The organism is Paenibacillus sp. FSL P4-0184, assembly GCF_038004625.1.
Lineage (GTDB): Bacteria > Bacillota > Bacilli > Paenibacillales > Paenibacillaceae > Paenibacillus_AQ.
Window position 1 is genome coordinate 3,793,443 of the sequence record NZ_JBBORN010000001.1, and the last position, 25,938, is coordinate 3,819,380.

Consider the following 25,938-nt stretch of genomic DNA (forward strand, 5'->3'; position numbering starts at 1 on the left):
AACACCATTTAGGACGGCATTTGGTCACATTATGTTCCTGAGAAAATTTGTTAGCGTCTAGATCAAGGGTTAGAATCTAAAAAAGGTGCGATTGCCCCAGCAGCCATATCATGACTGTTGAGACAATCGCACCTTTATAATAGAAGTTCCCCTTTACGGGAGGGTCTCCTCACTATGTTTATATGTATAGTTTGGATCAAACCTTTTTACAAGAGCCATGCTATATTGATAAATCCGATCCTTCTCTTTTCGATAGAATTATTTTTGTTCTTTTCTTCATTAATTCCCTCCATTTAGCTAAAATGTATATATTATAAGATAATATATTGTGACTGGTATGTCATATCTATTGTATCTTTTAATTTACACATTAGAAGGGAGGAAGAAAATGATGCAACAAGAAGAAAAAATACTGGAGCTGGAGCGGCGAATTAAGGTATTAGAGAATCATACTAATCCGAAGCTACCAGGTCTGAGAATCTTATGGTTTATTATTTGGGGAGTTGTGGGTGTGTTCCTCATTCTAATTCTTATTGGTTTGATTCAATTTGTCGCATAACAGAGCTTATAATTATAATTACAAATAAGGCAGCAAATTTCCCGCCGATAGTTAAACCCGCGTAGGTAAAGAATTGCCTGGGTATACTATACTTGCTGCCTTTTTATTATGAACTTACACAAATCATCTTCAGTCGTCTTTGGGTTCTTGCAATAAAATGGAGAAGGTCCCTGTTTCATGATCCACTTCAATCGACTCGATCCCAACAAAATCCGGAATTTCGGGGTGTACTGCATCTACGTTATAATCTGGATGAGTCATCAATAATTCAATTACTTTAATGGCTTCCATATCGATCCCCCTTGCGAGAAATTCCACCATAATTAATGGTCCTTCATTGCGACTAACCTTATTATCTCCGCAGTCATTATTGAATATGTGTTAATCGTTCTTCGTTTCTTCCCATCACGGCCAATAATTGCCCCTGAAAAACACGTCTTTGAATTTGATCAATCCGCTGTAAAGCCAGCTCGCTTGGCACTTGAAATTCTGCTGCAAGATAGCTGATTGCATCTTCCCGTTGCTCAGGCAATGTCATGCGGGAGATCATGGAGTAGGGCATAGCTGCATAAAGAATAAATCGCTCAGATTCATCCTCCTGTGCCCGCGTAAAATGTTCTGGCATCAATATTTGATCAGTACCATGGCGGAGCAGATGACAGAGCTCATGGAGAAACTCTAGCCGCTGCAGACTGGCTGGAAGCCGGTTGTCAATAAACATGGTGTACATCCCCGCTGATGCTTCGATGCTCTTGCTTCTTACATCCAAATAATGAACCCAAATATTAAGCCGTTCTGCAATATAAGCAATCGAAATTTGCGAAGGCTGAGTAAGGTTCAGACGCTTGTATAAATCTTCTGTCCACTTCTCCAGCGCAGTCATTTGATAATAGGATTTCATGTTATTCATATCATTCACCTCATTCAGAATCAGTTATAGGATCGTATGTTCGCATAAATGAGCAAAAGAAAAGCCCGAAGGCTATGTAAAGTAAAAAACATAAGGACACATAAGAACGAGTGTTCTCGTGTGTCCTTAGCATAAAGCAATTAAACACTAATATCAAGTGTTTTTCCTAAATTCGGAGCAACGCTTTTGCCCAGCATTTCCACCATCGTTTGACTCTGGGTTTCAGCCTGATTTTTGGCAATATTCATGACTTGTATTCCTACATTTTGAGCTAAGGATGCCTGGCTCATTGCCATTGATAATGCTGCTATATCCATATTGCACCTCCTTTGTGTATATCCTGTTTATCGACAGTGCCTACCTAATTCATTAGGTGAATAGCATTTGTTTGCCAGTTCGCCCAAACAGCTTATCTCCTTTTTACATATCTTGTGCTGTAGTCATTAATCATTAGGAGGAATTAATTATGGGAATGGAACATTGTGGTTGTAACGTAGGTCCTGTAGTAAGCCCAGTAAATGTAGGTCCGGTGTGTAGTCCTTTTACTTCAACAGGAGCTATTCTGGTACTCTTCATCTTGCTGGTTATCATCACTAAAGCTTGCTTATTCTAAGCTAGCTGATGCACGTTGTAGCCCCATCCGGTATACCGGATGGGGCTATTCTTTTGAAGCACTGTTCACGTTAGCTTATTATTTGAACATAAATTCTACGCGGGTTCCATCCGCATAATCTTCTAACTGATTGCCAACCCAGCTTCCTGCACCGCGGTTATCTTTTGGGGTTATGTATTCAATGTCGGCCCCTTTGCCGCCTTCATTACACATGGCCATGGGCCATTCATCGCGGTCGTAGCCTTTTTTGGTGGGGATCCTTTTTAAGGATTCTTTGCGGTTGTCTTCAGCCTGCTCACGGTTAATCGTGCACGTCGCGGACTCCCCTTTGGCAATCGCGTCCTGAATGTGCTTAGCGGTCTCAGGATAACGATCTGCTGGGAAGATCAGCTGAACAACTTCTGAATCGGATGTGGACGAGGGGGCTGCCGGATCTCCGTTCTGTTCATACCAGTAACCGCCAAAAGCAAGTAACACAACAATGATGAGACTGGTGAGTAATTTCTGTATTTTCAAATCTGCTCCTCCTTTTTTGGAACTTAAAATAGTATATCTTATATCATAATGCAGTGCGATTTAATATACTTAGGAAAAATAAGAGGAGGACGGAATTGGAAATGGAGTATTTGATTACGATTGAAGATCAGACACTTATTGCCTCTGCTGAAGATATTATTACTAGACGTTATGAATGGAAGAGACACCATGTAGGGGCGGCGCTCCGTACTAAGACGGGGGAAATCTTTACAGCGGTACATGTAGAAGCTAGCATGGGACGAATTACAGTCTGTGCAGAAGCGATGGTGATTGGAAAAGCGATATCCGAAGGCTACAAGGAATTTGATACGATTGTTGCGGTAAGGCATTCTGATCCGGACAGCGAGGAAAGAGAAATTAAAGTAGTTTCTCCCTGCGGGATGTGCCGTGAGTTAATTGCTGATTACGGGAAGGATTGCAAAGTTATTGTATCCGAGGACGGCCGGTTAGCTAAATATGATATTTCTGAATTACTACCGCTGAGATATACGAGGTAAATTGGAGATATAGTCAGGAGCCGCCGGGCTCCTTTTTTTATTGAGCCGTGAATTTATTCAGCAGTTCCTTACACTGTCCTAAATTACTTTACAACTTCATGTCCATTCGCTGAGTTCATGTCACTATTGTCCCCATACTATAACTTAAAAAAGTTAAAAGGATGTGAGAGTGGATGGAACAGCGCAATCTTCGAAATATGGTTGATTCGGCATCGAGGTTTGTAAGCGATGTTCAGTGGCAAATCGCGTATCGTAAATTGCAAATGGCTCCGGCGGATTCGGAAACGGTACCTTCTGCTCAGAAATTGTTGAATACCCTTTATTTTCTGCAAGGAAAAGGATGGATTAGTGGACAACATGATTATTTGGAGAGCGCGGATGAGTTCAATGGGAAGCTGAAAAATACTAGCGGGCAATTCGCCGCCCTTCACGGCTATGAGCTGGGGGCAATCAATAATCAGACGGCGGCACTATTAGACAATCAGCGGGATTGGGTCGTTAGCAGTGCTATTCGCTGGTATAAAGCCGGTGGAATCGTAACGATTAGCTATCACGCTCAGTTGCCAGGGACTGCGCCAGCTTGGGATAACGTATCTACGAGCATAAGCAACGCTGATTTTGACAAATATATAACCCCGGGTACCTCTCAGTACAACGCACTGATCGCTGATCTGGATAAGATAGCCCTTTCTTTAAAAAAACTAAATGATGCAGGTGTTCCTGTGCTCTGGCGGCCGTATCATGAAATGAATGGCGGATGGTTCTGGTGGGGGAAGAAGATCAACTACGTGGGACTGTGGAACCTTATGTTTGACCGTTTCACCAGCTATCATAAGCTGCATAATTTATTGTGGGTCTGGAGCCCAAACGCCAAAAATCAGTGGAGTGATGACCCTGCCGAATACTACCCAAGCGGTGACAAAGTAGATGTGCTGGCACTAGATATCTATGATGGGGATTTTAAGGGGAGTCACTATGATAGTCTATGGGATCTGGGGCGTGGAAAAGTGATCGCGATTGGAGAAAATGGAGAGCTACCGTCCCCTGCACTACTATCTAAATCACAGCCTAAATGGTCTTATCAGATGACCTGGGGCAAGCTTCTTTATGAGAAGAATACCGATGCGGTAATTAGAGCCTTTATGAATGACAGCTTTGTATTCACGCGGGAAGAGTATGCTGCTGAGGCGGCAATTGTAGCCGCTAAGGGAGACAGTGTGCTGCAGAGTGGACTATGGGGGCAATATTACAATAACATGACTCTTAGCGGCGCACCTGCGCTGACGCGAACCGATGCTAACATCCAATTTTCGTGGAAACAGGGTTCGCCTGATCCAGCCATTCGTGTCGACGCTTTCTCTGTACGGTGGAGTGGAAAACTGACTGCAGCCTATAGTGAAACCTATACCATTTACTCCTCCTCTGATGACGGGGTACGGGTGTGGATTGATGGAGGGCTGATCATTGATAGCTGGGTGAATCAGAGTGGACAGGAGCGAAAAGGCAGTGTGAATCTGATAGCTGGCAAGCTACATGAAATAAAAGTGGAGTACTATGAGAATGAGGGGGACGCGCGAATTGTATTGCAGTGGGAAAGTCCTAGCCAACCCAAAGGGATTATTCCAGCAGGAGCGTTTTATCTTCCATAAGACGATATCCGAACTGATTCGAGCATTGGAATATTAGCGAAAAAGCCCCGGATTTCGGGGCTTTTTTAATGTGAAAGGTTCTTAGATTTGTTCACGGTAGCTAATGTTGTTGGCGATCTTCTCGTCACGAACAGCTTTGCGCAGAACATCTTTGACGGTTTGGGCATCATGGATTTTTCGGAAAAGAAGCTGAGGCGCTGAGGCATCATCAGAAAATACAGTTAATGTGCCGATGCCGAGCATCCGGTCCATGATAGATTGTGCTACGGATAAATCGCGTACACGCAGTAATTCGATCTCTTCGACATTTTTACCGATAAGTCCGGTCTTTACCATAATGCGCTGGCTTGTAATGGTGTACGTAGTCGTGTTTAGGCGTACGATTCCTTTGAGGCGATCAGAGATACTGGCTGGTTTGCCTTTCCAGAGAACGACCTCTTGAGTAGCGTTTGGATTTGCTGATGGACGGCGGGCGGTCACTGGAGCAGTGCCGTCAATGCTAGATCCGCATTCTCCACAAAATTTAGCGCCCTGCTTATATTCTGATCCGCAGGTTGTGCAATAAGGCATAAATACTCTCCTTCCCTGATTACAATTGAAATAATTATAACATAATAGTCATTTTACATAAATTTCATTTGCGCTTTACACAAACCGACATTATTCTGTTAAGTGGAGGGATAAATAATGAAAAAAGTGTTACTAATAGGAACGCTAATGCTGACTGTCATCCTTAGCGCCTGCAGCAATAATAATTCAACTTCATCGGCTCCTGCCTCGGAAGAAGAAGTGCAGGAAACCGTGCAAAACTTCTACAATGAAATGTCTAAGCTTGATGAATTAGGAAAATCATCTTTAACGGAGTTCAACGAAGCTATTGCTGCTTATTCAGCAGGAGAACTTTCGGACAGGCAGTTGGAGAAGAAGATTAACGAATTCCAAAAGACCGCAACAGACTTATCCAATCAGGCTGAGAAAGTGAAAATTTCCTCTAGCTTGCCCGAAGACATTCGTAAACTGCTTGATGAGTCCAAAATTGCTTTTCAAAGTGCTTATTCTCTAAAAGAACAGGCCTCTCAAGGTGCTGATTCCGCAGAGGTCACTGCTGAGAAGTTCGAGGAATTGAATCAGAACGCTGACGTCGCGATGCTATACGGCATTTCCAAGCTTAATGAAGCAAGAGAAGCAACAGGACTCATCGATGCTGATGGTCAGTCCACCGCTGAATCAGAGAAAGTTCAAGAATAGATCGAAATTTAGACGCTGAACAGTTCAACTGTCAGCGTCTTTTTGATGCGATTTTGAGCTTGAGTAGAGGTAACACTGCCAATCCTATAAATAAGCCAGCTACGATTCCTTTTGTGAGGTCTGAGAGGGTACTGCTTCGATATACGAGGGGGTATAGACATAGGAATAATACGGGAATTAGGATGAGCAGGGCATTGTTTTTTTTCAAGTGGAAAGCTCCTCTCAATTAGATATTCAATATTATACAACTTTTAGATAAAAGAGGAGGATTTTAAAGTGGTATCTTTTTCCTGATTATTGATTATTCAGCGAAGGTGTGGATATAATACAAACATACGTTCGTGTGTAGCGGAATAAGTATAGAAATTAGGGAGGGGTTACCATGGGCAAAAAGCTGGAGAAAAACGGACTGTGGCAAAGTAGTCGAATGATGCTGCCGGAGCACAAGGTAAGAATTATTAGGGATGAACGAGAGACGCTGCGCCGCATTAAGCCTATTCTGGATGAGCAGAAGCTGGAGGAGATCGAATGTACACTGGCCTTATCGTTACGGAGTCATGTGCGCGTCACTGTTGTGCTGTTTGATCCTTTTGAGAATACGACAATTAGTGGTTTTGTGACTTCCATTCACACCCACTCGCGTGAGTTTAAGCTGCAGTGGGCGGAGGAATGGAAGTGGATCAATGTAGATGATCTAGTGGAGGTTTACATCGTCTAATGCTGAGAACCGCTGACTTCACTTTTTTCATAAGCAATTAGGGTCACCGTTGGGTTGCCGGTCAGATTTGCAATGGAAGCTTCGGCATTTCGAATAATTTCGAGTGCTTCTTCCTGCTCGCTCAGGGCAGCAACTTTATAGCTATCGCTATGAATGTCCATATGTGTTCCCACCTTTCGCTAATATTTTGCCCTTTTTTGTAGAAATGATCCAAGGTGAAGAAGCTATGAATAGGTGCTTTTCAGGGGAGATCTCGGGGATACCGGGGTCTTTTTTTAAAATATAAGAAAGTATAAGTTATGCACCTATCCTTTATGTCTTATATTTCTCGCTTAAACGCTTATCGTCCTTCCTTATATGGACGCCGAAGACATTTATGCTTGTATGCTAAGGCAAGCAGGGGTATTAGTACAAGCGAATGGGGAGTCGGGATCATTGATTATACCAAGGGGTGATTCTATGCTGACTTTAGATCAAGTGAGGGACAAATCGGCGGCGAGGCTTGTTGGGCTTCATCCTGTTTTGGCAGCAGGGGCGAAGGCTTTGATACAGCAAAGCTATGCCAGAGGAGTACCCATCATTATTACTCAGGGGTTACGGTCGATTGCTGAACAAAATGCCTTGTATGCTCAGGGGAGAAGTAAGCCTGGACCTATAGTTACCAACGCCAAGGGTGGAACCAGCTATCACAATTATGGCCTTGCGTTTGACTTTGCGCTTTTGCTGCCGGATGGAAAAAGTCTTTCCTGGGATATGAATCGTGATGGTGATAAAGATAAAATAGCGGACTGGCAAGAGGTTGTACAGGTGGGAAAACAGCTAGGGCTTGAGTGGGGAGGAGACTGGACGTCTTTTAAAGATTATTCACATCTGCAAATGGCCTTCGGCTTAACTACGACTCAACTTCGGGCAGGTAAACGTCCTACGACGGATCAGGTCAATGAAGCTTTAAAAAGAATTACTGGGGAGGATGACCAGGTGAACAAAGACGTTAAAGTAACGATAACCTTAAACGGTACTAAACTTACGGATGGTGTTCTTGATACCGGCGTAACATATGTACCCGTGCGTGCTCTGGCTGAGGCGCTTGGAGCAAAGGTTACGTATGACGCAGCGAGCAAGACAGTGAATGTTGTAAAAGAGTAAAGCTATTCATGTATAGACAGTGCCACTCAAGGGGAAATTATCAGTGATAACTAACCATAAAGGGAGGCATAACACTGTGAACAAGCTGATAACAAGCCTTGCATGCGGTACTGTACTGTCAATGAGTATAATGGGAGCTAGTTACGCTAATCCAATCGGGTCAGCCGCTTTAGGCGGTATCCCGAACGCGAATACGGGCATGGATGGTACCGTGAATAACACTCGGATGATGAATACGGAAGGCAATCTAATGAACGGCACGACTGGAACGATGAATCAGCATGAGAGCATTATGAAAGATAAGATTCGCACAGGGGAAAATTATAGACCTAACACCAATAACTACAATGAAAATTACACCCGGGATAACTACAACAGAAATACGGTAACTCCACTATCCAACACTACAACGGACGGTAGATATCGGGCAACCAGTACAACTACGAATACTGGGACTACCAGCAGAGGATCTAACTGGGGCTGGCTCGGATTGTTAGGACTCTTGGGCCTCGTCGGAATGAGAAGCCGAAGCGACGAACGCAGATAATCGACATGTCTAATAACCCGTGTCGGCATACGCTGGTACGGGTTATTTTTAATGTGATAAAACTTTTTTTGAAAAAGGGATTGCGCGTTATCGATATTCATGATATTATATTTCTTGTCGCGTTATACGTAAACATCGTATGAAGCAACAACACATAATATGCCGGGGTGGCGGAACAGGCAGACGCACAGGACTTAAAATCCTGCGGTACGTGAGTACCGTACGGGTTCGACCCCCGTCCTCGGCATCACAGTGAAAACCTTGAGAAATCAAGGTTTTTTTGTTTTTCTTGATTAATTTCGAAAGGGAATTGTATTTAGAACAATTATTAAGCGCACAGGATTTACTCCTTTAATTATGGAGTTTTGTCATGAAAGGTACCCAACTTACTAGCAAGTTCCTCTTCCCCGGTTAAGACCTCGACCATGATGCCCGCCCCCAAGCGAAAACCATACTTGAAAATAGATGTTAACTCCATACCATGAGTTTGAGCATATAAGTCTAATAACGCTTCTAACTCGTCGAATTCCTCCTCTGAAAGTCGCTCCTTCCAAATCTCTATGATTTCAGATGTTTTTTGGCTTAACTTAAAGTATTGCGGGTCATTAGATATGATATTTTCATCTGGATGCAAGCTACCATGATATAGCTTCTCTAAAAGACTTCTCATTTCCTCATCCCCTTCTTTTATAATGTACTTTGTATTCAACAGTGATTTTTATAAATGGAGTATTGTTTTTGACATATCAGAGTTTTTCTTGAATGAATCATATCATAGATTATCATCATTTTGTAGAGTATACTACGTGGATTTTATGGTTAAGACAACTAGATAATGAATCTAAAAGAGGTATTACCTTGAAATCAGAAGAAATATTTGGACAAGTATTAAGGAGCACTCGGAAGAAGCAAAAGATGAGTCAAGAAAAATTAGCGTTCCAAAGTAACCTTGACCGAACCTACATATCTATGCTGGAACGTGGCGTTCACCAGCCTACCCTAAATTCTTTGCTATCTCTTGCTGAAGCTTTGAACATGAAGGCATCGGAGTTAGTGGACCTTGTGGAGCAAAAGATTGCTGAAACCAAATGAATATATTTTTAATGAAAGAATGATTGATTGATGCTGGTCATTCTTTTTTTACATTTACGTGCGTGCCTACCAAGCTAGCACAACTAGTAGATAAAAGATCAACCGAAGTAAGAGCCAAGTCATCTCGTAGCTGACAAGCAACTGGTGGAGAAATCCTAAGGTTGAAGCCCTGTGACAAAGTAACTCCAACGAGCACGAGCAAAAGTTAAGTGGTTGGATATGCGTATAATACTCATGTTTGTAATAATTGTAGCAGTTTCATGGGACAGTATTTCTTGTGTATCGATGGTCGTAAAACAATTTCATGTGGATTGGATGTGTGATGTGAAATATGTTCACTTTTGAAAAAGGTCAAAGATGGATATATGTATTACTACTAGAAGAAGGAAAGCTTTACGTAGGACAAACTGACAATCTAATAAAAAGAATGAAAAAACATGGCACAAAAAAAGGCGCTGAGTGGACTAATATATATAAACCAATTAATTTCCTTAAAATAATAGATAACGGTATTTGTACAGAGGATGAGGTACTGAAAAAAGAAAATGAAGTAACAATTGAAATGATGAACGAATACGGATGGCTAAATGTTAGAGGGGGGAGCTATTCTAGTCCTAATGAACTTCTGATCTATGAAAAGTTAGTAGATAATAATTCATTGCCTTTTGATATAGAACAACCTTTACATAATCCAAAACATATATTGAAAATATCTAAAGGAATGAATCGAAATAGAATTAAACTTGATCTTTTCAAAGAATTTGATGAAGTAACAAAGGCAACAATATTCGCTTCTATAAGTGGTACATTTGGCTCAAGGACAAATAATGATGATAAACTTTATGTCCTTGACCTAGAAAAAATCACAGATTTATGGTTATCAAAGAATGAAACTAAGTATCTACAAATATCGCGAGAGGAAGTTTATGAACAATTTGAAAAGTTAAAAAGAAATAAGATCGATTATAAAACAAAAAACAAAGGAGATTTCCATATTGAAATATGATCAAATAATACTTTTGTACTGAGTTTTCGATTGTTTGGTTCACTGCACCTACAGCAGATTCCACTACACGCTCCCAAAAACCACTCATCATTTCTATTCCTCCTATAATTTATTTTGATTAATATTTCCAAGCTTTAAGGCCGCTGACTGTTTCATATCCAACACTAAATCGTATAACTGTTCATTTGTAATCAGTGATGACATAGGATGATTAGCGAAGTTTAACTTCAATAATCTCACGTCAGCTATTCCGTTTACAATCATATAGGCCAAAGCCTATCCAATAATAAAACCAATATACAAACCAAAGCTCAAGCCTCCAATCATCATAAAAGCAGTACATGATAAAGGAATAAACCCGTAGTACCATTTTCTATAACCCTTCATAGGGTTCTTTAAGACTATAGCTTCTTGGACTAATATATGTTTTTCGAAGCGCTGTTCATCATTATATTTCCTCCAATTTGATTGATAAGCTATTTCAATAACTAAAAGACTAGACCAACTGCCCTTTAAGTTTCTTTCTTGTCTTCAATAAACATATTTGTGTTGTCCATAATACATCCAATAGACACTGTTTAATACTTTCAGGGGTTATAGTTAAAGCTGACGGATGGCAACCGTTTCTACACCTCCCCTCGGATCATACAGAGTTAATAGATAACTAAGGTGATCTCCAGGGGAACGATATTTGTTCTATTATTTTGATCGTAGGGTTCTTTTCGCCACGTTCGATCTGCCCAATGTAAGATGTGTTTACCCCTGCACTTAGTGCAAGCTGCTCCTGACTGAAACCATTTTTCAATCGTAAAATCCTGATACTTTCCCCAATAGATTCGATGCTGTTCATTTCCCTTCACCCCTAATCAAACGATAGATTTTTTTTGGTAGGAGGCTCAACAGGATATAGTGCGGATTTCAGTGCCTATAGTAGAGAATTGATACAGAGTGTGGTTAAACCGTGGATAAAAGCATTTAAGAGAGGTTTTTACATCTGATTATCTGAGGAATACAAATGGGAGTTAATATTTTATAAATGACCATGCTCCTTCAAACTGTAGAAACGGTTGCCACCAATAATTACATGATCAAGGACTTCTATTCCTATGATTTCCCCAGCGGCTAAGAGTCATTTTGTCAGATTCACGTCCTCTATTGATGGCTCCGGGTCTCCGCTCGGGTGGTTGTGAGCGCAAATGAGAGAGGCGCTACAGCGTCTAATCGCTGCGTGAAATACTCCTCTGGGATGAACGATTGCGGCATTCAGAGAGCCTATGGAGATGATTTCTTTGAAGATGAGGCGATTCTTGGTATTGAGGAATAGGCAGATGAAGTGTTCTTTCTGTTCGTAACGTAAGTCTGATTCGAGTAAATTGAAAACATCCTTAGGACTACGAATGATATGTTGATCCTGATCAGGTAAAGTCAGCATCTTTGCAAGTTTTAACATAGCGGTAATTTGCCGGGCTTTTCCTTTGCCGATTCCTTTTATAGAAACTAATTGTTGTTCTGATACATCCATTAGTTCTGTAGCTGTAGGAAAGCGCTGGAAAAGCTCTTGAATTGTGTAGCTGTCGTTGCTTTCTCTTAATGATTCCGATACTAATTGTCTCAAATCATTCTCTTTGAGCTGTTGCATAATGTTTATCCTCCCAAGTAATTTCTGATTATCGTATGTATAATATAGATTTCAAATTTTTGGATTTACGACATATTTACATAATCCCCTTAATTAGAACGCACGTTTGGAAGGTCATGGTAACCTTTTGGCGAATTATGTAATTTGACTTAGTTCAAAAGTCGAAGATCTGATTCTTTCTAGGGTATAGAATCCTTATTTCAAACATCTTGGCTTGGGTCTCATGTTCGTAGTGCCCATTTGTTAATGTTATAACTATCTATTTATATTAAAGAGAATCGGGGTAAAAGTCAGAATGATTGTTTCCACATTTAAATTAGCTCAACTAGATGAAGTTGAGCCTCTAAATGATCCAACCGTATTTGATTTCCCTATTCCGCCATTTCAACGGGTAAGAAGCTTTTCTCCTGAAGAATTTGAAGCCTTTATTGGTGAGTGGGCTATTTCTTGTGCTAAGCAATTATATAAAGACGTTTATAGAATCGGAAGCGCAGGAGATATGGGGCGTGATGTAATCGGAGAATATGATGATGGATCGTGTGATTATTATCAGTGTAAGAGATATGAGGGCAAATTAACCCCAAGTGAGTATTGGCTGGAATTCGGTAAGTTGTGCTACTACACTTTTAATAAGGATATACCGATGCCTAAGAAATATTATATTATTGCATCGCAAGGGATTGGTGCCAAATTCTTAAAAATTATTAAAAGTCCTGAAGAAATAAGAAAAGGACTTATTGAACAATGGGATGCAAAATGTAGCAAAGCAATAACAAGTGGTCAGAAAATAGAATTGAAAGGTTCTTTTCTTGATTATGTAGAACTCTTTGATTTTTCTGTTGTAGATACTTATTCAATGGAACGGATTATTGAAGAACACAGGAAAACTAACTATTTTTATTTTAGGTTTGGGGGATCAATTAAACCTCGAAGAGGAAGAGGAATACTGCCACCAAGTATACCTGAGCAAAGCGAATTCAATTATGTGAATAAAATACTGGCAGCGTATTCTCAATATAAGAAAGCAACTATTGATTTAGATATGCTTCAAGCGATACCTGAATTACTGGTGGATTTTAAAGATAATCGAATTAATTATTATAGTGCCGAATCTTTAAAACGTTCTATAAGGGATATATTCTCTAGTGAAGATCACTTTGGAATATTGAAAAAAGAGATGAATAGTGGTATTAAAGATTTCATGAAAGGTGAGTTTTATGACGGATATAAAAAACTTACTAAAACAATGCATGAGTCAACGAAAGTAAACTTATCAGTGAGCATTGTAGATCGGGATTTGCATTTCGTAACAAATGAAGATAAGAAGGGTATTTGTCACCATCTAGCTAATGAAGATGAAATTGACTGGGTGATATAATGAGTAATTTACTATTTAACACACCATTGGAATTAGGCTTAAGAGGATTATATTTACTGAAGGTCTCATTTCCATTGAAATGTAGTTTGGACAGATTAATTTTTCTTGATTATTTAACTATCTACACAAAGGATTCAGATGTTTCTTTTGATAATTTACATCCAGAATATCCTTTAAGGACCATAGAATTATTTAGTCGAAGGGAAGCAATAAAAAAAGGAATGTTATTAATGGCCTCAAAGGGATTAGTAAACATTGATTGTGAAGAAGAGGGCTTTTTATACTCAGCAAACATTAATACTAATTGGTTTATAGAAGCTTTATCAGAAGAATACTCAAAGAAATTAATGAATAATGCTTCTTTAGTTGAAAAGAGATTTAGGGATTTATCGGATTCTGAGGTTGAAAAGTTTGTTAATACAAATATTAAGTCTTGGGGGAAAGAATATTCGAATTTTTTTCCTTATAAGAATGAGGTGTTCTAAATGTATGGATTTTATATCAAGGAGCTTAGGATAACTGCACCAGGAAAAGAAGATGCAGTTCTTATCTTGGAAAAGGGGCTTAATGTAATTAATGGTCCTTCGAACACAGGGAAATCTTACATCTTTAAGTGTATTGACTACATGTTTGGAGCTGACACATTAAGAGAAATTAAAGAAAGTAAAGGGTATGAAAATATTTTTTTAGAAATAAGAGATTTTAAAGATAATAGTCCCATTACGATACTTAGATACATGAACAAGAAATCTATAGTGTATGCTTTCTCTGATATTAATAATTTTTATAATGCAAAGCCATACAAATTAAAAGAAGATCATGATCCTAATGGTGACGATAATATCTCTAAGTTCCTATTGAAGCTTATAGGGATAACAGAGAACAAATATATGCTAAGTAACAAAAGTGGGAAAAAGAAGACTTTAGGTTTTCGCTCAATAGTCAATCTGTTCATGATTAATGAGACTAAAATAATCTCTGATACAGAATCCCCTGTTTTTAATAAAATAAAAACAGATGAGACCTATTGCAAATCAGTATTTAAATTTTTATTGACAACTTTCGATGATATAAACTGTGAAGAAATTGAAAAAGCAGAGATTAGAAAGGCTAAGATAGATTCAAAAATTGAGTATATCAATAATGAATTAACAAAATTAACTGAAGAGAAATTCGCATTACAAAAACAATTAGAATTAGCCTCCTATGAAAAGATAGTAGATATTAACGAGTACTCCGAAGAGATAAGAAAAATTGAAAAATTAATTGATGAAAAGCGAAATGATATCATTGATAAACAAAACATACAAAATAAACTGAATTTGCAGCGAAACCAGCTATCATTATTATTAGATAAATTCAAAATATTATATGATCAGTATAAAAGTGATCTGGAAAGATTATCATTTCTGCAAACTGGTGATGATTGTCTAAATCAAATTCACATTAATTCTTGTCCAGTTTGTAATAGTGAAATAGACGATAATCTATTTAACGAAGAGTTCTCCTTAGAAATATTAGATGCCTCTCAGCAGGAACAAGTTAAAATAAACTTGCATATTTTAGAACTTAATAAAACAATTGAGTCCACTATTTTAGAAATTAATGAACTCGATTCGACAAATAAAACATATGAGAAAGAAATAAATAAGTGCAAGCAAGATGTTGAAGCGTTCATAGTAAGAGAGCTAACTCCTTTACGTAGCGTATTAAAGGCATATTTAGAGGTGGTCAATTTAGAAAACAAAGTGAAAAGTATTGAGGAAAGATTTGTGTCAAAGAACGAAGAGTTGATAAATTTATCTGAAGCAAAAAAACAAAAACAACCTAAAATCGAATACAAGAGCACCATACCTTCAGGAATTCTAAATGACTATTCTGACGAGATATTTAATACGTTGACTGAATGGGGGTATGAAGATTTAGAGAAGGTCACTTTTGATGAAATGGAACAGGATATTGTAATCAATAATCAAGCAAGGAAAAATAATGGTAAAGGTTTTAGGGCTTTCTTTTACGCCGCTTTCTCGGTATCATTGATGAATTATTTAATAGATCGAAAACTTCCGTTTTCTCGAGTGTTACTATTAGATTCTCCAGTTACAACACTAAAAGAAAATGATTCAAAAGATGGAACCAACAAAGACGATGAGATGATCGATGTATCCATGCAAGACTCATTGTTTATAGCGCTTTCTAAAAAAAGTAGCGATAGACAGGTGATTATTTTTGAAAATAAGGAGTTGCCTCAGCAAGTAGAGAAATGTAATCATATTGAATTTACAAAAGGTAAAAGTGTAGGGAGATATGGTTTCTTTCCGATGAACAATAGTATTGTAACTATATCTTCGAATAATCTATAATTATTCAGATTTTATGAGAAGTTAGAAGAAATATCGAAAATGAAATTAAAGGAAATGTATTGTATTGAAATCATACCGTTTAAACTAGATTATTAAAATGTTTCCATTGTACATGAGGAGGAGAATATGAGCAGCATTGGTGATGCGTATGACTTTATATTGAAGGATTTTCAAAAGACATTGTTTCCACTTCGTTCTGTTCTATTTATCGCAAAATATCAAGTGGATTCGATTTTAGAGTATATTAACAATGAAATTTTTTCTCAAACTTGGCTGCAAACTCTTTTGAATGAAGATGATTACAAAAAAGTAACGCAAATAATGAATAAAGCTCAAATAAAAAGAATTAATGAAAATGCACAATCTTATTTCTTGATTCAACCTTGGGTTTACGCTTTAAAGGATAAAAAACATTATAGACAAACTTTTCAGTTAGATCCCATTTCTTTAATATTCATATACGATTTCGTATATAGAAACAGAACTCACTTCCAAAAACAAGTCTACTCAAACCGTGAATGTTTTGGATATACATTTAATGGAGACAGTTATAGTTCACAAACTGAAGAATACAGGCTATTTATTAATAAGTTACAACTGTTAAAGACTGAGTATGGATTTATGGGGAAAATAGATATATCTAATTTTTTTAATAATATCTATCATCATGATATTGTTAGTTACATAGCAAGAACTATTAATCAACAAGAAGCAGAAAAAATAGGGAAATTTCTAAGGGAAATTAATGAAGGTCGAAGTACCAGTTGTATGCCACAAGGATTATTTCCGATGAAAGTTATAGGGAGCAATTTCTTGAGTTTTATAGAGGCTTCTAGAGAACTTAAAAGTGAATTCATTATACGATTTATGGATGATATATATTTTTTTTCTGATAATGAAGAAACCATTACAAATGATATATTTACTGTTCAAAAATTATTAGGTGAAAAGGGTTTGTGTTTAAATGAAGAGAAAACTCTAATTACAACAGTAGAAAATGAAGAGGAAAATGATATTGAAACAGTTAAGATATCATTGTTAAAAAAGAGAAGACTTATAATTAATTCCTATACCGATGAATTTGATGATTATGATTATGAAATTGAAGATTTAACAGATGAAGAGATTAGTTTTCTAAAGGATATGTTACACAATAGGAAAAGTATTGAGGACGAGGACATAGAACTTATACTCACATTATTGATGACTTCTGAATCAGAAACAATAGAACTGACAAGATTAGTTCTAAATAATTCTCCGCAATTAACAAAAAACTTATATTACAACATTAAAAGAAATTATATGATGATTTCGGATGCTATTATAAGTGAAATTGAAGTTTATCTCGAAAAATCGTTCATTCCAGAATACCAATTGTTTTGGATAACCAAAACAATAATTGACTTTACTGAAATTAATGAGTCAATAGCTGATTTACTAGTTTCAATTTACAGGCACCCATCCGTTACTAATGTTGTGAAGTGTATTATTTTGGAGATACCAGAAAATAATTATGGATTTCTAGAATTGAAAAAAAATATTGCCCGGGGCCATGCTCCTGAACTTATAATTAGTGCTATGGTAGGTTTAGTGAGTCATGAAAAATCAAATAGAAATCAGATATATAAATACGTAGGTAAGACAAATTCAATGCTCCGAACAGTTACTGTTGCATTGTCTGCATTGGAGGTCAATGCACATCAGAAACTGTTAGAGGATTTGGATGAAGTAAATATTAATAAACATAATTATGTGAGAAACAACTTACTCAAAGCTGAACTAAATAACGATCAAATTTTTAAAACAAGTGAAGCTTCGGACATTCCAACAATAGATTTAGATGAGTTAATGGCTGAATTGCATTCAAACACAGCAACAGTTGTGGAGGTAACCTCCCCCGCCCGAGAAGTTAACAACCCATTTGTTATTAGTATCGATGATGATGATTTGCCATTTTAATTTGTTGAAAGCGATATTTAAAATAGTAGTTTAGGCTTTGGGGTCACTATTAATAATTTTGTGAATATTATTAAGTACAGTTATACCTATTAATTGTGACATCATAATTCATAGTAGAGGGGAGACTATATATCAAGATAATTTAATATCAGAGATAAAAAAATCATCGAACAGACATAGTAACTTTTTGATCTGATCTTAAATTAATTAATTTCATTTAACTTTACTAGAGGTGGTAGAGAATTTGATAGATACAGAGTATATGTTAAAGAGATTGAGTGGAGGAGAACTACAGCGGCTTGCATTTGAGCTGTTACCAAGGATGAATCATGAATGGGATGGGCTTATTCATAGTGGAGCAGTTGAGGGTACCCACAAAACTAGAAAGGGTACACCTGATATGTGGAAGGAGTCTGACGATGGTGATCTTATATATGTCCAAGTGACGACTGATTCTAAATTCGGAAAAGTTTATGAGGATATCGCCAAAAGTATTGAGCAGCTTTTGGAGCTGCAAAGAGCTGAAGGTGCACTGTGTATAGCATTTGTAAATACTGAACCTCAGTCAAATGAAATACTTCGATGTCAAGCATTATGCCAGCAGAATGGCTGCCGATTTGAAATTTTTCATAATAGTAAAATTGCTAAAGCTTTGGATCAAGTGTTTAACTATGATTTACGAGAAATGTTTTTGAATATGTCACCGGATACACAAAAAAATGAGAAAGTGGTTTTAATTACTCCAGTACAGAAGAGTGAGTCAACTTCAGAGCCTCAAATTTTTATTTTCATAGGAATGATTCTAAGCGTTATTACAATGGTGATCTATTTAAAATATCAATCTCTTATTTTTTTGGCAGGAACTATCTTTTTTGGTGCAATGGCTTTACTAGCTATGCATCGAATATACATCCTTAAAAAGAAAAATATATTTAAGAAATTAGATTCTAAATACAAAAGAGCACTTTGGACTCCGGTGTTTTGCTGGGTAGGGGCTATAGGGGCTATAAGTGTTACAAAATTTCCTGTTTATAATTCTGAAGAAATTGGATTAGTTAAAGAGCAAATAATCCAGAATGGAATGAATGGCATTGTGTCACGTATCATGGAGTTGTCCTTTCAAAATACAATGGATTTAGTATTCCTTTTTGGACAAGCACTATCTTTATTGTTTCTTTCCTTTTTATCTTTGCTCCTGCTTTCTTTTGAAGTATTTCATACAACACATCTAATTTTGAACAAAAAAGAACGTTCAAAGAGTTTTGTCTTTAAATTTTTTGGTTGGATCAATAAACGAACATCATTCTCACAGTCACTGATTTTCTTAAACGTCTATTTAATTGTAGTGAGTATTTTATTCGGGAGTGGTCTTTTTGCAATTATCATTCAGGGATTTCAAAATTCTACTTTCTCAGTTTTTAATCAGGCGATTGGCTTAGAATAAAAGTGAAGCTAATGTGGAATTCCTTGAAGAAAGAGTGATATTATGACTTTTAAAGAAACCATTGAACTTTTTATGAACCAAGTATCAGATAGCTCATATGAAATATACAAAAATAAAATAATGGTTTTTTATAAGTTCTTAGTTTCTGAAAAGGGAATAAACGATAAGTCTTATAAATCATATCTAGAAGCAATGAAAACAGAAGAAATTATTGAAAGCTTAAACTATTATATAATTGGCAACAAAATTAATAGTGAAAGCGTTGCTTGGCACTATATATCAGTTGTAAAAAGATATTTTCTATTCATTTATGATGCTAAAAATTTGATAATTCAGAATGGTAATTTAATTAAATCATTTAGTTTATCCCATGACAGCAAAGACTCATTTACATACAAAATAAAAAAAGAAATTTTTGAAAGTGGTGACTTAGAGAAAAAAGATTCAAAAACAGAACTTACACAAGAAGAGGTTGAAGTATTAATATCTGAATGTGATCAGCAAATCAAAGAATTACTAAATGGAGACTTGATATTAGAATATAAAAGATACCCTTCACAATATAATGATTTCATTTCATGCATAATAATAAAACTTCTATTATTTACCGGAGCGAAATATCAAGTAATTATAAATCTTAGATTATCAGATTTAAATTTGAAACAGCAAGTGTTAAGAATTAATGGATATTACATTCGACTGCCGATTAATCTCTTCACACAACTTCAAGAATATGTGGCAATAAAACAGCAGATGCAAAGCGATTGTGATAATAAAGACATTTTTTTATTTACTCGCATCAATGGAGAAAAACCCAAAGGGACTTCTTTTATCTCAGATACCTTGGTGCAATTTACGGGAAGAGGAGATACAACAGGAATAATCAAATTCGCTATAATTGAGATGATAAAAAGAGGAATAAACCAAAGCTTAATTCAAGACTTCACAGGAAATGGCAGCAAAATATATGATTATTGCCAATCGAAAGTTAATGGAAGTAAGAATCTATCTGTAAACCGATACTTAGATTCTAAGCTTCGAGGTTTAGAAATATATGATTTATTGTAAACTCCGGGATGTGATTTGTTTCTAACATCGCACGACTATTTATCCTTACAAAGCATTACAAAAAATCTAATCCGTAAGTTTGCTCCTCTTGTTCTGTTCTAGTTTATAGTTGATATAAACCGATAAATAGAAGTCGCTTGATCTCTATTTCAAGATTCATGTTTTAGTTTTTATAGTATTTGGTTTTAACGGTCACATTTTTGGTCGCACTTTTTCATTCTGTAGATCCTTTTTCATACATAAGGGGCGGTAATGTGAAACCTCTGCCCTTCATTTTGCTAACATTTTTGCTAACATGGCTGCATATCCAAATCTCTGAACGCAGAGAGTATGGAACACAAAAAAGCGCCTTTAACCCGCATGGCTAAAGGCTTTATGCTCGATCTTTCCGTAGCGTAGAAAAGGTTCTAAAAGGACTACTTCAGGACTTAAAATCCTGCGGTACGTGAGTACCGTACGGGTTCGACCCCCGTCCTCGGCATCCAATGAAAAAACCTTGAGAAATCAAGGGTTTTTTTCTATTATGATACTTATAGAAACAAGAGAAGCAGTTCTTGGTAACATGGAGAATGTATTTCGTGAATTGGCGAAACATAAAGATAAGTCTCCTGCTTCTCCTGAGGTTCAAAATTTAATAAGTAAATGGAAAAGCTGCCTTGAAGAATTTATGGTCGCTTTATCAATGACTTTAATCATTTTGACAAGCATTGGCGATTATGGCCATATATCAGATAGCCTATCTCATTTCTATGGTATAATTCCATTTTAGAACATCAATCCATTTTGGAAGGGACATTATATGTTTAATTTGAATGATTGTATTGGTTTCATAACGAATACTGCTTCAAAAAAAATAGTAGACGAATTCAACAGGAGACTTAAAGACATTGGAATTACGAAAGTGAAATGGACGGCCCTTTTTTTTATCGGGGAAAAAGATGGAATATCCCAAAAAGAACTATCAAAAAAAATGAATGTTAATGAATCGTCTATAGCCAGGCTTCTTGATCGCATGGAAAGAGAAAAATTATGCTCAAGAGTCAGAGATTCTCAAGATAGAAGAATAATCAGAATTAATCTAACGCAAGAGGGCGAAGCTCTAAGAGCTGAGTTGCTTCCGATAGGTCAAAATTTTCATGATGATGCAACAAATGGAATATCCCAGGAAGAACTGCATATTTTTACGACAGTATTAGATAAGATGGTTCATAATTTGTCAAAAATCCACTAAATCGTTCGATATTATTATAAGGAGGTTTTTTTTACGTAAATACTTTACATAGCAACTATTGCAGTGTAAAGTATTATTATGAAATCATAAGTGAAACAATTCACATGAAAAGGATGGGATTCAATTGAAGAAGGATGTAAGACAAATGCTTCATGATTTTACAAGCGGGTTAGCTACTCTAGCTGAGACTAATGGGGACAGCGTAGATGCATTTATGAATTTGCTGGGAACCAATTATGCTGATGGTGCCTTAGACACCAAAACAAAAGAACTGATCAGTGTAGCGATTGGCGCGTATAATCGTTGCGAGTACTGCATAGTGTTTCACGTTTATAAAGCCTTGGAAGCAGGAGCGACCAGGGAGCAGATCCTTGAATCTGCTATGGTTGCTGTTGCCTTCGGCGGTGGACCTAGCATGGCGTATTCAGTCACATTACTTAAAGATTCTATTGATGAATTTGAACAAGATTTCAAGTAATGATGTCATTTCATTGGCAATCTCTGCGCAATTGGCGGAGGTTGCCAAATTAATGGATACGGTAAATGTGAATAAAACTACACAGCAGACTAGGGGGAATTTATGTGGATATAAAACTTGAACAGCTTACTGGGCATGAAAAAAAATCAAGAGTGGGAAAGATCAACATTTCTGTCGGAGAATCAGTTTCGGTGGGCCAGACCTTATTGCAATTGGAGAGTAAAAAGGGCAATTCCCCGTTTAATTCAAAATATAAATGCGTTATAAATGAGATTCTGGTTGAAGAAGGACAAGAAATTGAGTTAGGCCAGTGTTTATTTAAAGTTACTGCTGAAAATGCAGGAAAAGAAAAACCTAAGCTGGATTATTTTGGAGGAATGATTTACGGTAAAAAGGAGCAGTTGCAAGCAGACCTGTTAATTATTGGGGCGGGACCAGGGGGGTATGTGTCGGCCATCTATGCTGCTAAACGTGGAATTAAAACGGTTATTGTAGAAAAATTGTCTATGGGTGGAACCTGCCTTAATGTAGGTTGTATTCCGACCAAGGCTTTGATTAAATCCTCGGAGGTCTTTCATAATATAATGAAGGCCGAAGATTTTGGCATTACGGTTAAAGATATTCAGCTTGATATGGCTAAAGTAATTGATAAGAAGGATGAGATCAAGAATACATTGGTTTCAGGGATAGATTACTTGCTTTCAAAAAATAATGTGAGAATTATCAGAGGTAGCGCATCCTTTGTAAATGACAAACAGGTTCTTGTCAAGAATGGAAAAGATGAGTATACCATAGAAGCGACGGATACCATTATTGCAACAGGTTCAAAAATTGCCAATATTAATTTACCGGGGATAGATCATGATTTTGTTCTAAACAGTACATCGGCCCTTAAACATAAGGAGAATATAAGTTCTATCACCATTATTGGCGGTGGTGTAATAGGCATGGAGTTTGCCTTCATCTATTCCAATTTTGGAATTCAAGTAAATGTCATTGAGTTTTGTGATAGGCTTTTGACCATGGTGGATGCGGAAGTCTCAGCAGAAATAAAAGAAATAGCTATGGACAGAGGGATTGGAGTCTACACTGGGGCTAAGGTTACAAGAATTGAAAAAGACCAGAGTGGCAAGGCTATTGTTATATTTGAAATGGACAATGCTGAAAAATTTATCACCAGCGAAAAAGTCTTGGTTGCTATTGGAAGAACGCCAAATATAGATGATCTGGAAATAGAAAAGGCGGGTATTGCTTTAAATGAAAAAGGCAAAGGCATATCTGTTAATGAATACCTCCAAACGTCTGCAGAACATATATATGCTATCGGGGATGTAACAAATCGTATTCAGTTGGCGCATGTAGCCTCTCATGAAGGAATAGCAGCTGTGGACCATATTTTAGGGACGCCTTCTCATGTAGACTATGGTATGGTGCCCAATGTAATATTTACATCGCCAGAAATTGCGTCTGTAGGTTTAACAGAAGAGCAGGCTGTGCTTAAAAATATGGACATATCGATTAGCAAGTTTCCTTTTCAGGCTAACGGAAAGGCGTTAACAATGAGAGAGGAAAAGGGCTTCATCAAATTAATTAAAGATTTGTCCAGTGGCAAAATAGTGGGTGCTTCCATTATTGGGCCGGAGGCTTCTGCACTAATAAGCACACTCACAATAATGATGAACAGCAATATCACTGAGGAAGAAATAATACACACTATATTTGCTCATCCTACTACTGGGGAAGCCATTCACGAGGCTGTTTTAGGTTTTAGCATAGGAGCACTCCACTTCGATGAATAAAATTGTCCTTTCCCAAGAGAATGATCCCTATTTTAATTTGGCCTTGGAAGAGGAGCTGTTGAGAAACGCCTGCCACGACGAAGTTGCGTTATATCTATGGCAAAATGATAAGACTGTAGTGATCGGCAGAAATCAAAACCCATACACCGAATGCGACATCGAACAATTAAAGAGTAATGAAGTGAGTCTGGCCAGAAGAATTTCGGGCGGGGGCGCCGTATATCACGACTTGGGGAATCTGAACTTCACCTTTATTTTCAAAAAGGAGCAGGAAAACCTCGAAAAGCAATTAGAGGTCATTAAAGGTGCCGTTGAGAGCTTTGGATTAGAGGTAGCGTTATCTGGTAGAAACGATATAACTTATCAGGGGAAAAAGTTTTCTGGGCATGCTTTTTACGCAGAAGAAGAAAACGGATTTCATCATGGAACATTAATGGTGGAGGTCAACCTGGAGCAGTTGGAGAGAATATTAAAACCGTCAAAATTAAAGCTGGAAGCAAAAGGAATAAGCTCTGTAAAAAGTAGAGTCATCAATCTGAAGGAACTGAATAATGACATATCTGTTGCCAGCTTGACGGAAGCGTTAATAAAAAGCTTCAAGAATGTTTACGGCAACGTTGCTGCTCCGGTGAGATATAGTAAAATGACATATACACCTTTACTTATGGAAAAATATTTTGATAACAAATGGATTTACCGAGAGAGCCCTAAATACAATGTTATTGTAGAAAGAAGTACGCCTTCAGGCAATATTCAGGCTTTTTTTAACGTGGAGCATGGAGTTGTAAAATTTTTGAAAATTTATTCTGACAGCTTAGCTATTTTGAATTTCGAAGAGTTTGAAAATAAATTCATAAATATAGATTTCCATCAAATCATGGAAAAAAATCTTCTTGAAGAAATTTTTCGGGATTTGTATGAGAATAGTTTTATATAAATTTGGCGGCGCTGATACGCTTTGATGCGATTGTGCCGTCCTTCGCCTAAAAAATTAATCATATAAAGCTTCAGTACATTTCCACCCGGGGTGGCAGAACAGGCAGACGCACAGGATTTAAAATCCTGCGGTACGTGAGTACCATACGGGTTCGCCCCCCGTCCTCGGCATCTCAGTGAAAACCTTGAGAAATCAAGGTTTTTTTGTTTTTTGGATTAGTTTCAAAAGAGATTTTTATTTAGAACAATTATTAAGCGCACAGGATTTACGCCTTAAATTATGAAGTTTTGTCATGAAAGGTACCCAACTTACTAGCAAGTTCCTCTTCCCCGGTTAAGACCTCGACCATGATGCCCGCCCCCAAGCGAAATCCATACTTGAAAATAGATGTTAACTCCATGCCATGAGTTTGAGCATATAAGTCTAATAACGCTTCCAACTCGTCGAACTCCTCCTCTGAAAGTCGCTCCTTCCAAATCTCTATGATTTCAGATATTTAGCGCCATTTGAAACAATATTTTTTTAAAATTTCTTGCCAACGCATTGGATAATCAGAATGAGAGGCGACTTAATTGACAAAGAAGAGATGGCTAACTATTTTTATGTTGTTTATAGTCTTATTATCGGGTTGTGAAAAAAACAACTCAGATACTTTAAGTGATACACCAACAGCTAAGGATGAAGAGTATAAACTGATGATTACTAATAACAGTTCGTTGGATTTAAAAAGCGTAGTTGTTACTGTTGATGAAAAAGATACCATCCAAATGGACTCTTTGATCGATAGTAATATTAAGCTTGGAGAAGTTGCAAAGTTCCAGATGAAAAATGGAAAACATGTATTTAAGGTTACACTCAATCGAAAAAAAATTACTCAGTAAGTAGAGAATTCACCAAAATTATTGTCATCAATAACTTAGTCTCTTCTGAACAGAACACTAACATAAACGATATAGTCATTAATCTTTCAGATTTTCTAGAGGGTATGACAGGAGAGCTCCTTGTTAAGAATCCGATAGATTACTTGTTCAACTCTACTTTTGATTTAACAGGCATCGAAGATCAAATCGTTGCCCTATATGCCAAAAAAACGCCATCCTTTCCTATAATTCTACAGAAA

Annotated in this window: 31 protein-coding genes, 3 tRNA genes and 1 pseudogene; 25 read left to right on the forward strand and 10 right to left on the reverse strand. The window is 37.2% G+C overall.

All coding sequences use genetic code 11. The annotated features are described in order from the left end of the window. Positions 1-388: 388 nt before the first annotated feature. Positions 389-559 carry a hypothetical protein gene (locus MKY52_RS16570; RefSeq protein ID WP_341052336.1) on the forward strand — a complete coding sequence of 57 codons (171 nt, stop codon included), beginning with the start codon at positions 389-391 and terminating at the stop codon, positions 557-559. Between the two features lie 129 nt (positions 560-688). Here the strand turns inward: MKY52_RS16570 and MKY52_RS16575 are convergent, their stop codons facing one another. From MKY52_RS16575 to MKY52_RS16585, 3 genes are all read right to left on the reverse strand, one after another. After that, positions 689-850, reverse strand: a complete 162-nt coding sequence (locus tag MKY52_RS16575) for a hypothetical protein (protein WP_170880221.1) — start codon at positions 848-850, stop codon at positions 689-691. A 76-nt stretch (positions 851-926) separates the two neighbouring features. Beyond that, a complete protein-coding gene (locus MKY52_RS16580) occupies positions 927-1,469 on the reverse strand; it encodes an ImmA/IrrE family metallo-endopeptidase (RefSeq protein WP_231573332.1) in 543 nt (180 codons plus the stop codon). A gap of 140 nt (positions 1,470-1,609) precedes the next feature. After that, entirely contained in the window at positions 1,610-1,786 is a 177-nt protein-coding gene (locus MKY52_RS16585; protein ID WP_076098563.1) for a YjfB family protein, read from the reverse strand. A gap of 149 nt (positions 1,787-1,935) precedes the next feature. Between MKY52_RS16585 and MKY52_RS16590 the strand changes: the two genes are divergently transcribed. After that, entirely contained in the window at positions 1,936-2,082 is a 147-nt protein-coding gene (locus tag MKY52_RS16590) for a hypothetical protein (protein ID WP_156113170.1), read from the forward strand. A 78-nt stretch (positions 2,083-2,160) separates the two neighbouring features. Here MKY52_RS16590 and MKY52_RS16595 read toward each other — a convergent pair whose 3' ends face one another. Continuing rightward, positions 2,161-2,592 (reverse strand): NucA/NucB deoxyribonuclease domain-containing protein, encoded by a 432-nt coding sequence (locus MKY52_RS16595; protein ID WP_341053440.1) that lies wholly within the window; start codon positions 2,590-2,592, stop codon positions 2,161-2,163. Positions 2,593-2,699: 107 nt separating this feature from the next. Between MKY52_RS16595 and MKY52_RS16600 the strand changes: the two genes are divergently transcribed. Both MKY52_RS16600 and MKY52_RS16605 read left to right on the forward strand, forming a co-directional pair. Further along, the gene (locus MKY52_RS16600; RefSeq protein ID WP_341053441.1) at positions 2,700-3,116 is read left to right on the forward strand and encodes a cytidine deaminase; all 417 of its coding nucleotides are present in this window, start codon (positions 2,700-2,702) and stop codon (positions 3,114-3,116) included. Between the two features lie 173 nt (positions 3,117-3,289). Further along, positions 3,290-4,765 (forward strand): glycosyl hydrolase, encoded by a 1,476-nt coding sequence (locus MKY52_RS16605; protein ID WP_341052337.1) that lies wholly within the window; start codon positions 3,290-3,292, stop codon positions 4,763-4,765. Positions 4,766-4,846: 81 nt separating this feature from the next. Here the strand turns inward: MKY52_RS16605 and MKY52_RS16610 are convergent, their stop codons facing one another. Then, positions 4,847-5,335 carry a PH domain-containing protein gene (locus tag MKY52_RS16610; protein WP_149646644.1) on the reverse strand — a complete coding sequence of 163 codons (489 nt, stop codon included), beginning with the start codon at positions 5,333-5,335 and terminating at the stop codon, positions 4,847-4,849. A gap of 117 nt (positions 5,336-5,452) precedes the next feature. On the opposite strand from MKY52_RS16610, the gene MKY52_RS16615 reads away from it, so the two are divergent. Together MKY52_RS16615 and MKY52_RS16620 are read left to right on the forward strand one after the other, a co-directional pair. After that, positions 5,453-6,013 (forward strand): hypothetical protein, encoded by a 561-nt coding sequence (locus MKY52_RS16615; RefSeq protein ID WP_339243088.1) that lies wholly within the window; start codon positions 5,453-5,455, stop codon positions 6,011-6,013. 382 nt (positions 6,014-6,395) lie between these two features. Next, complete coding sequence (locus MKY52_RS16620; RefSeq protein WP_341052338.1) at positions 6,396-6,731, forward strand: YolD-like family protein; 336 nt, start codon at positions 6,396-6,398, stop codon at positions 6,729-6,731. Here MKY52_RS16620 and MKY52_RS16625 read toward each other — a convergent pair. Further along, positions 6,728-6,892 carry a hypothetical protein gene (locus MKY52_RS16625; RefSeq protein ID WP_179283823.1) on the reverse strand — a complete coding sequence of 55 codons (165 nt, stop codon included), beginning with the start codon at positions 6,890-6,892 and terminating at the stop codon, positions 6,728-6,730. The genes MKY52_RS16620 and MKY52_RS16625 overlap by 4 nt on opposite strands. Before the next feature lie 298 nt (positions 6,893-7,190). Between MKY52_RS16625 and MKY52_RS16630 the strand changes: the two genes are divergently transcribed. The 3 genes from MKY52_RS16630 (at position 7,191) to MKY52_RS16640 (ending at position 8,671) form a co-directional block, all read left to right on the forward strand. Further along, on the forward strand, positions 7,191-7,877 hold the full coding sequence (locus tag MKY52_RS16630) for a M15 family metallopeptidase (protein WP_341052340.1): 687 nt from the start codon (positions 7,191-7,193) through the stop codon (positions 7,875-7,877). 76 nt (positions 7,878-7,953) lie between these two features. Continuing rightward, positions 7,954-8,424, forward strand: coding sequence for a WGxxGxxG-CTERM domain-containing protein (locus MKY52_RS16635; RefSeq protein ID WP_339243084.1), 471 nt, complete (start codon positions 7,954-7,956; stop codon positions 8,422-8,424). A gap of 161 nt (positions 8,425-8,585) precedes the next feature. Next, positions 8,586-8,671 (forward strand) — tRNA-Leu (locus tag MKY52_RS16640). 108 nt (positions 8,672-8,779) lie between these two features. On the opposite strand, the gene MKY52_RS16645 is transcribed toward MKY52_RS16640, so the two are convergent. Continuing rightward, positions 8,780-9,094: a DUF6809 family protein gene (locus MKY52_RS16645; RefSeq protein ID WP_341052343.1), complete on the reverse strand. Its 315-nt coding sequence runs from the start codon at positions 9,092-9,094 to the stop codon at positions 8,780-8,782. A 188-nt stretch (positions 9,095-9,282) separates the two neighbouring features. On the opposite strand from MKY52_RS16645, the gene MKY52_RS16650 reads away from it, so the two are divergent. Both MKY52_RS16650 and MKY52_RS16655 read left to right on the forward strand, forming a co-directional pair. Continuing rightward, positions 9,283-9,516, forward strand: a complete 234-nt coding sequence (locus tag MKY52_RS16650) for a helix-turn-helix domain-containing protein (RefSeq protein ID WP_341052349.1) — start codon at positions 9,283-9,285, stop codon at positions 9,514-9,516. A 331-nt stretch (positions 9,517-9,847) separates the two neighbouring features. Further along, entirely contained in the window at positions 9,848-10,522 is a 675-nt protein-coding gene (locus tag MKY52_RS16655) for a GIY-YIG nuclease family protein (protein WP_341052351.1), read from the forward strand. Positions 10,523-11,186: 664 nt separating this feature from the next. On the opposite strand, the gene MKY52_RS16660 is transcribed toward MKY52_RS16655, so the two are convergent. Together MKY52_RS16660 and radC are read right to left on the reverse strand one after the other, a co-directional pair. Continuing rightward, entirely contained in the window at positions 11,187-11,372 is a 186-nt protein-coding gene (locus MKY52_RS16660; RefSeq protein ID WP_341052354.1) for a helix-turn-helix domain-containing protein, read from the reverse strand. A 180-nt stretch (positions 11,373-11,552) separates the two neighbouring features. Beyond that, positions 11,553-12,161: pseudogene (gene radC / locus MKY52_RS16665) on the reverse strand (RadC family protein). Between the two features lie 295 nt (positions 12,162-12,456). Between radC and MKY52_RS16670 the strand changes: the two are divergent. The 13 genes from MKY52_RS16670 to MKY52_RS16730 all read left to right on the forward strand — a co-directional run bounded on the left by MKY52_RS16670 (position 12,457) and on the right by MKY52_RS16730 (position 24,988). After that, positions 12,457-13,539, forward strand: a complete 1,083-nt coding sequence (locus MKY52_RS16670) for an ABC-three component system protein (RefSeq protein ID WP_341052355.1) — start codon at positions 12,457-12,459, stop codon at positions 13,537-13,539. Further along, positions 13,539-14,024 carry an ABC-three component system middle component 2 gene (locus MKY52_RS16675; RefSeq protein WP_341052357.1) on the forward strand — a complete coding sequence of 162 codons (486 nt, stop codon included), beginning with the start codon at positions 13,539-13,541 and terminating at the stop codon, positions 14,022-14,024. Before MKY52_RS16670 ends, MKY52_RS16675 begins: the two co-directional genes overlap by 1 nt. Then, positions 14,025-15,902 (forward strand): AAA family ATPase, encoded by a 1,878-nt coding sequence (locus tag MKY52_RS16680; RefSeq protein ID WP_341052359.1) that lies wholly within the window; start codon positions 14,025-14,027, stop codon positions 15,900-15,902. A 126-nt stretch (positions 15,903-16,028) separates the two neighbouring features. Continuing rightward, positions 16,029-17,861, forward strand: a complete 1,833-nt coding sequence (locus tag MKY52_RS16685) for an RNA-directed DNA polymerase (RefSeq protein ID WP_341052361.1) — start codon at positions 16,029-16,031, stop codon at positions 17,859-17,861. A gap of 244 nt (positions 17,862-18,105) precedes the next feature. Further along, a complete protein-coding gene (locus MKY52_RS16690) occupies positions 18,106-19,305 on the forward strand; it encodes a hypothetical protein (RefSeq protein WP_341052362.1) in 1,200 nt (399 codons plus the stop codon). 42 nt (positions 19,306-19,347) lie between these two features. Next, positions 19,348-20,373, forward strand: a complete 1,026-nt coding sequence (locus MKY52_RS16695) for a hypothetical protein (protein ID WP_341052363.1) — start codon at positions 19,348-19,350, stop codon at positions 20,371-20,373. A gap of 393 nt (positions 20,374-20,766) precedes the next feature. Beyond that, positions 20,767-20,854 (forward strand) — tRNA-OTHER (locus MKY52_RS16700). Positions 20,855-20,896: 42 nt separating this feature from the next. After that, positions 20,897-21,142, forward strand: a complete 246-nt coding sequence (locus MKY52_RS16705) for a TipAS antibiotic-recognition domain-containing protein (protein WP_179085775.1) — start codon at positions 20,897-20,899, stop codon at positions 21,140-21,142. 30 nt (positions 21,143-21,172) lie between these two features. Next, complete coding sequence (locus tag MKY52_RS16710; RefSeq protein WP_341052366.1) at positions 21,173-21,604, forward strand: MarR family winged helix-turn-helix transcriptional regulator; 432 nt, start codon at positions 21,173-21,175, stop codon at positions 21,602-21,604. 124 nt (positions 21,605-21,728) lie between these two features. Continuing rightward, positions 21,729-22,082, forward strand: coding sequence for a carboxymuconolactone decarboxylase family protein (locus tag MKY52_RS16715; protein ID WP_341052368.1), 354 nt, complete (start codon positions 21,729-21,731; stop codon positions 22,080-22,082). A 104-nt stretch (positions 22,083-22,186) separates the two neighbouring features. Next, positions 22,187-23,881: a dihydrolipoyl dehydrogenase gene (gene lpdA, locus MKY52_RS16720; protein WP_341052369.1), complete on the forward strand. Its 1,695-nt coding sequence runs from the start codon at positions 22,187-22,189 to the stop codon at positions 23,879-23,881. Next, positions 23,874-24,818 carry a lipoate--protein ligase gene (locus MKY52_RS16725; protein ID WP_341052371.1) on the forward strand — a complete coding sequence of 315 codons (945 nt, stop codon included), beginning with the start codon at positions 23,874-23,876 and terminating at the stop codon, positions 24,816-24,818. The genes lpdA and MKY52_RS16725 overlap by 8 nt, the downstream gene beginning before the upstream one ends. 85 nt (positions 24,819-24,903) lie before the next feature. Next, positions 24,904-24,988 (forward strand) — tRNA-Leu (locus tag MKY52_RS16730). 107 nt (positions 24,989-25,095) lie between these two features. Here MKY52_RS16730 and MKY52_RS16735 read toward each other — a convergent pair. After that, on the reverse strand, positions 25,096-25,314 hold the full coding sequence (locus MKY52_RS16735) for a DUF6809 family protein (protein ID WP_341053442.1): 219 nt from the start codon (positions 25,312-25,314) through the stop codon (positions 25,096-25,098). Positions 25,315-25,390: 76 nt separating this feature from the next. Here MKY52_RS16735 and MKY52_RS16740 point away from each other — a divergent pair, with 76 nt between their 5' ends. Continuing rightward, entirely contained in the window at positions 25,391-25,699 is a 309-nt protein-coding gene (locus MKY52_RS16740; RefSeq protein ID WP_341052373.1) for a hypothetical protein, read from the forward strand. Positions 25,700-25,938: the final 239 nt, after the last annotated feature.

Coding starts and splice junctions, on each gene's coding strand:
- MKY52_RS16725 (WP_341052371.1), top strand. CDS start 23,874: ATGAATAAAATTGTCCTTTCCCAAGAGAATGATCCCTATTTTAATTTG.
- MKY52_RS16575 (WP_170880221.1), bottom strand. CDS start 850: ATGGAAGCCATTAAAGTAATTGAATTATTGATGACTCATCCAGATTAT.
- MKY52_RS16670 (WP_341052355.1), top strand. CDS start 12,457: ATGATTGTTTCCACATTTAAATTAGCTCAACTAGATGAAGTTGAGCCT.
- MKY52_RS16655 (WP_341052351.1), top strand. CDS start 9,848: ATGTTCACTTTTGAAAAAGGTCAAAGATGGATATATGTATTACTACTA.
- MKY52_RS16630 (WP_341052340.1), top strand. CDS start 7,191: ATGCTGACTTTAGATCAAGTGAGGGACAAATCGGCGGCGAGGCTTGTT.
- MKY52_RS16685 (WP_341052361.1), top strand. CDS start 16,029: ATGAGCAGCATTGGTGATGCGTATGACTTTATATTGAAGGATTTTCAA.
- MKY52_RS16620 (WP_341052338.1), top strand. CDS start 6,396: ATGGGCAAAAAGCTGGAGAAAAACGGACTGTGGCAAAGTAGTCGAATG.
- MKY52_RS16645 (WP_341052343.1), bottom strand. CDS start 9,094: ATGAGAAGTCTTTTAGAGAAGCTATATCATGGTAGCTTGCATCCAGAT.
- MKY52_RS16580 (WP_231573332.1), bottom strand. CDS start 1,469: ATGAATAACATGAAATCCTATTATCAAATGACTGCGCTGGAGAAGTGG.
- MKY52_RS16610 (WP_149646644.1), bottom strand. CDS start 5,335: ATGCCTTATTGCACAACCTGCGGATCAGAATATAAGCAGGGCGCTAAA.
- MKY52_RS16675 (WP_341052357.1), top strand. CDS start 13,539: ATGAGTAATTTACTATTTAACACACCATTGGAATTAGGCTTAAGAGGA.
- MKY52_RS16680 (WP_341052359.1), top strand. CDS start 14,025: ATGTATGGATTTTATATCAAGGAGCTTAGGATAACTGCACCAGGAAAA.
- MKY52_RS16625 (WP_179283823.1), bottom strand. CDS start 6,892: ATGGACATTCATAGCGATAGCTATAAAGTTGCTGCCCTGAGCGAGCAG.
- MKY52_RS16600 (WP_341053441.1), top strand. CDS start 2,700: ATGGAGTATTTGATTACGATTGAAGATCAGACACTTATTGCCTCTGCT.
- MKY52_RS16710 (WP_341052366.1), top strand. CDS start 21,173: ATGTTTAATTTGAATGATTGTATTGGTTTCATAACGAATACTGCTTCA.
- MKY52_RS16590 (WP_156113170.1), top strand. CDS start 1,936: ATGGGAATGGAACATTGTGGTTGTAACGTAGGTCCTGTAGTAAGCCCA.
- MKY52_RS16570 (WP_341052336.1), top strand. CDS start 389: ATGATGCAACAAGAAGAAAAAATACTGGAGCTGGAGCGGCGAATTAAG.
- MKY52_RS16605 (WP_341052337.1), top strand. CDS start 3,290: ATGGAACAGCGCAATCTTCGAAATATGGTTGATTCGGCATCGAGGTTT.
- MKY52_RS16615 (WP_339243088.1), top strand. CDS start 5,453: ATGAAAAAAGTGTTACTAATAGGAACGCTAATGCTGACTGTCATCCTT.
- MKY52_RS16695 (WP_341052363.1), top strand. CDS start 19,348: ATGACTTTTAAAGAAACCATTGAACTTTTTATGAACCAAGTATCAGAT.
- MKY52_RS16660 (WP_341052354.1), bottom strand. CDS start 11,372: ATGAACAGCATCGAATCTATTGGGGAAAGTATCAGGATTTTACGATTG.
- MKY52_RS16705 (WP_179085775.1), top strand. CDS start 20,897: ATGATACTTATAGAAACAAGAGAAGCAGTTCTTGGTAACATGGAGAAT.
- MKY52_RS16585 (WP_076098563.1), bottom strand. CDS start 1,786: ATGGATATAGCAGCATTATCAATGGCAATGAGCCAGGCATCCTTAGCT.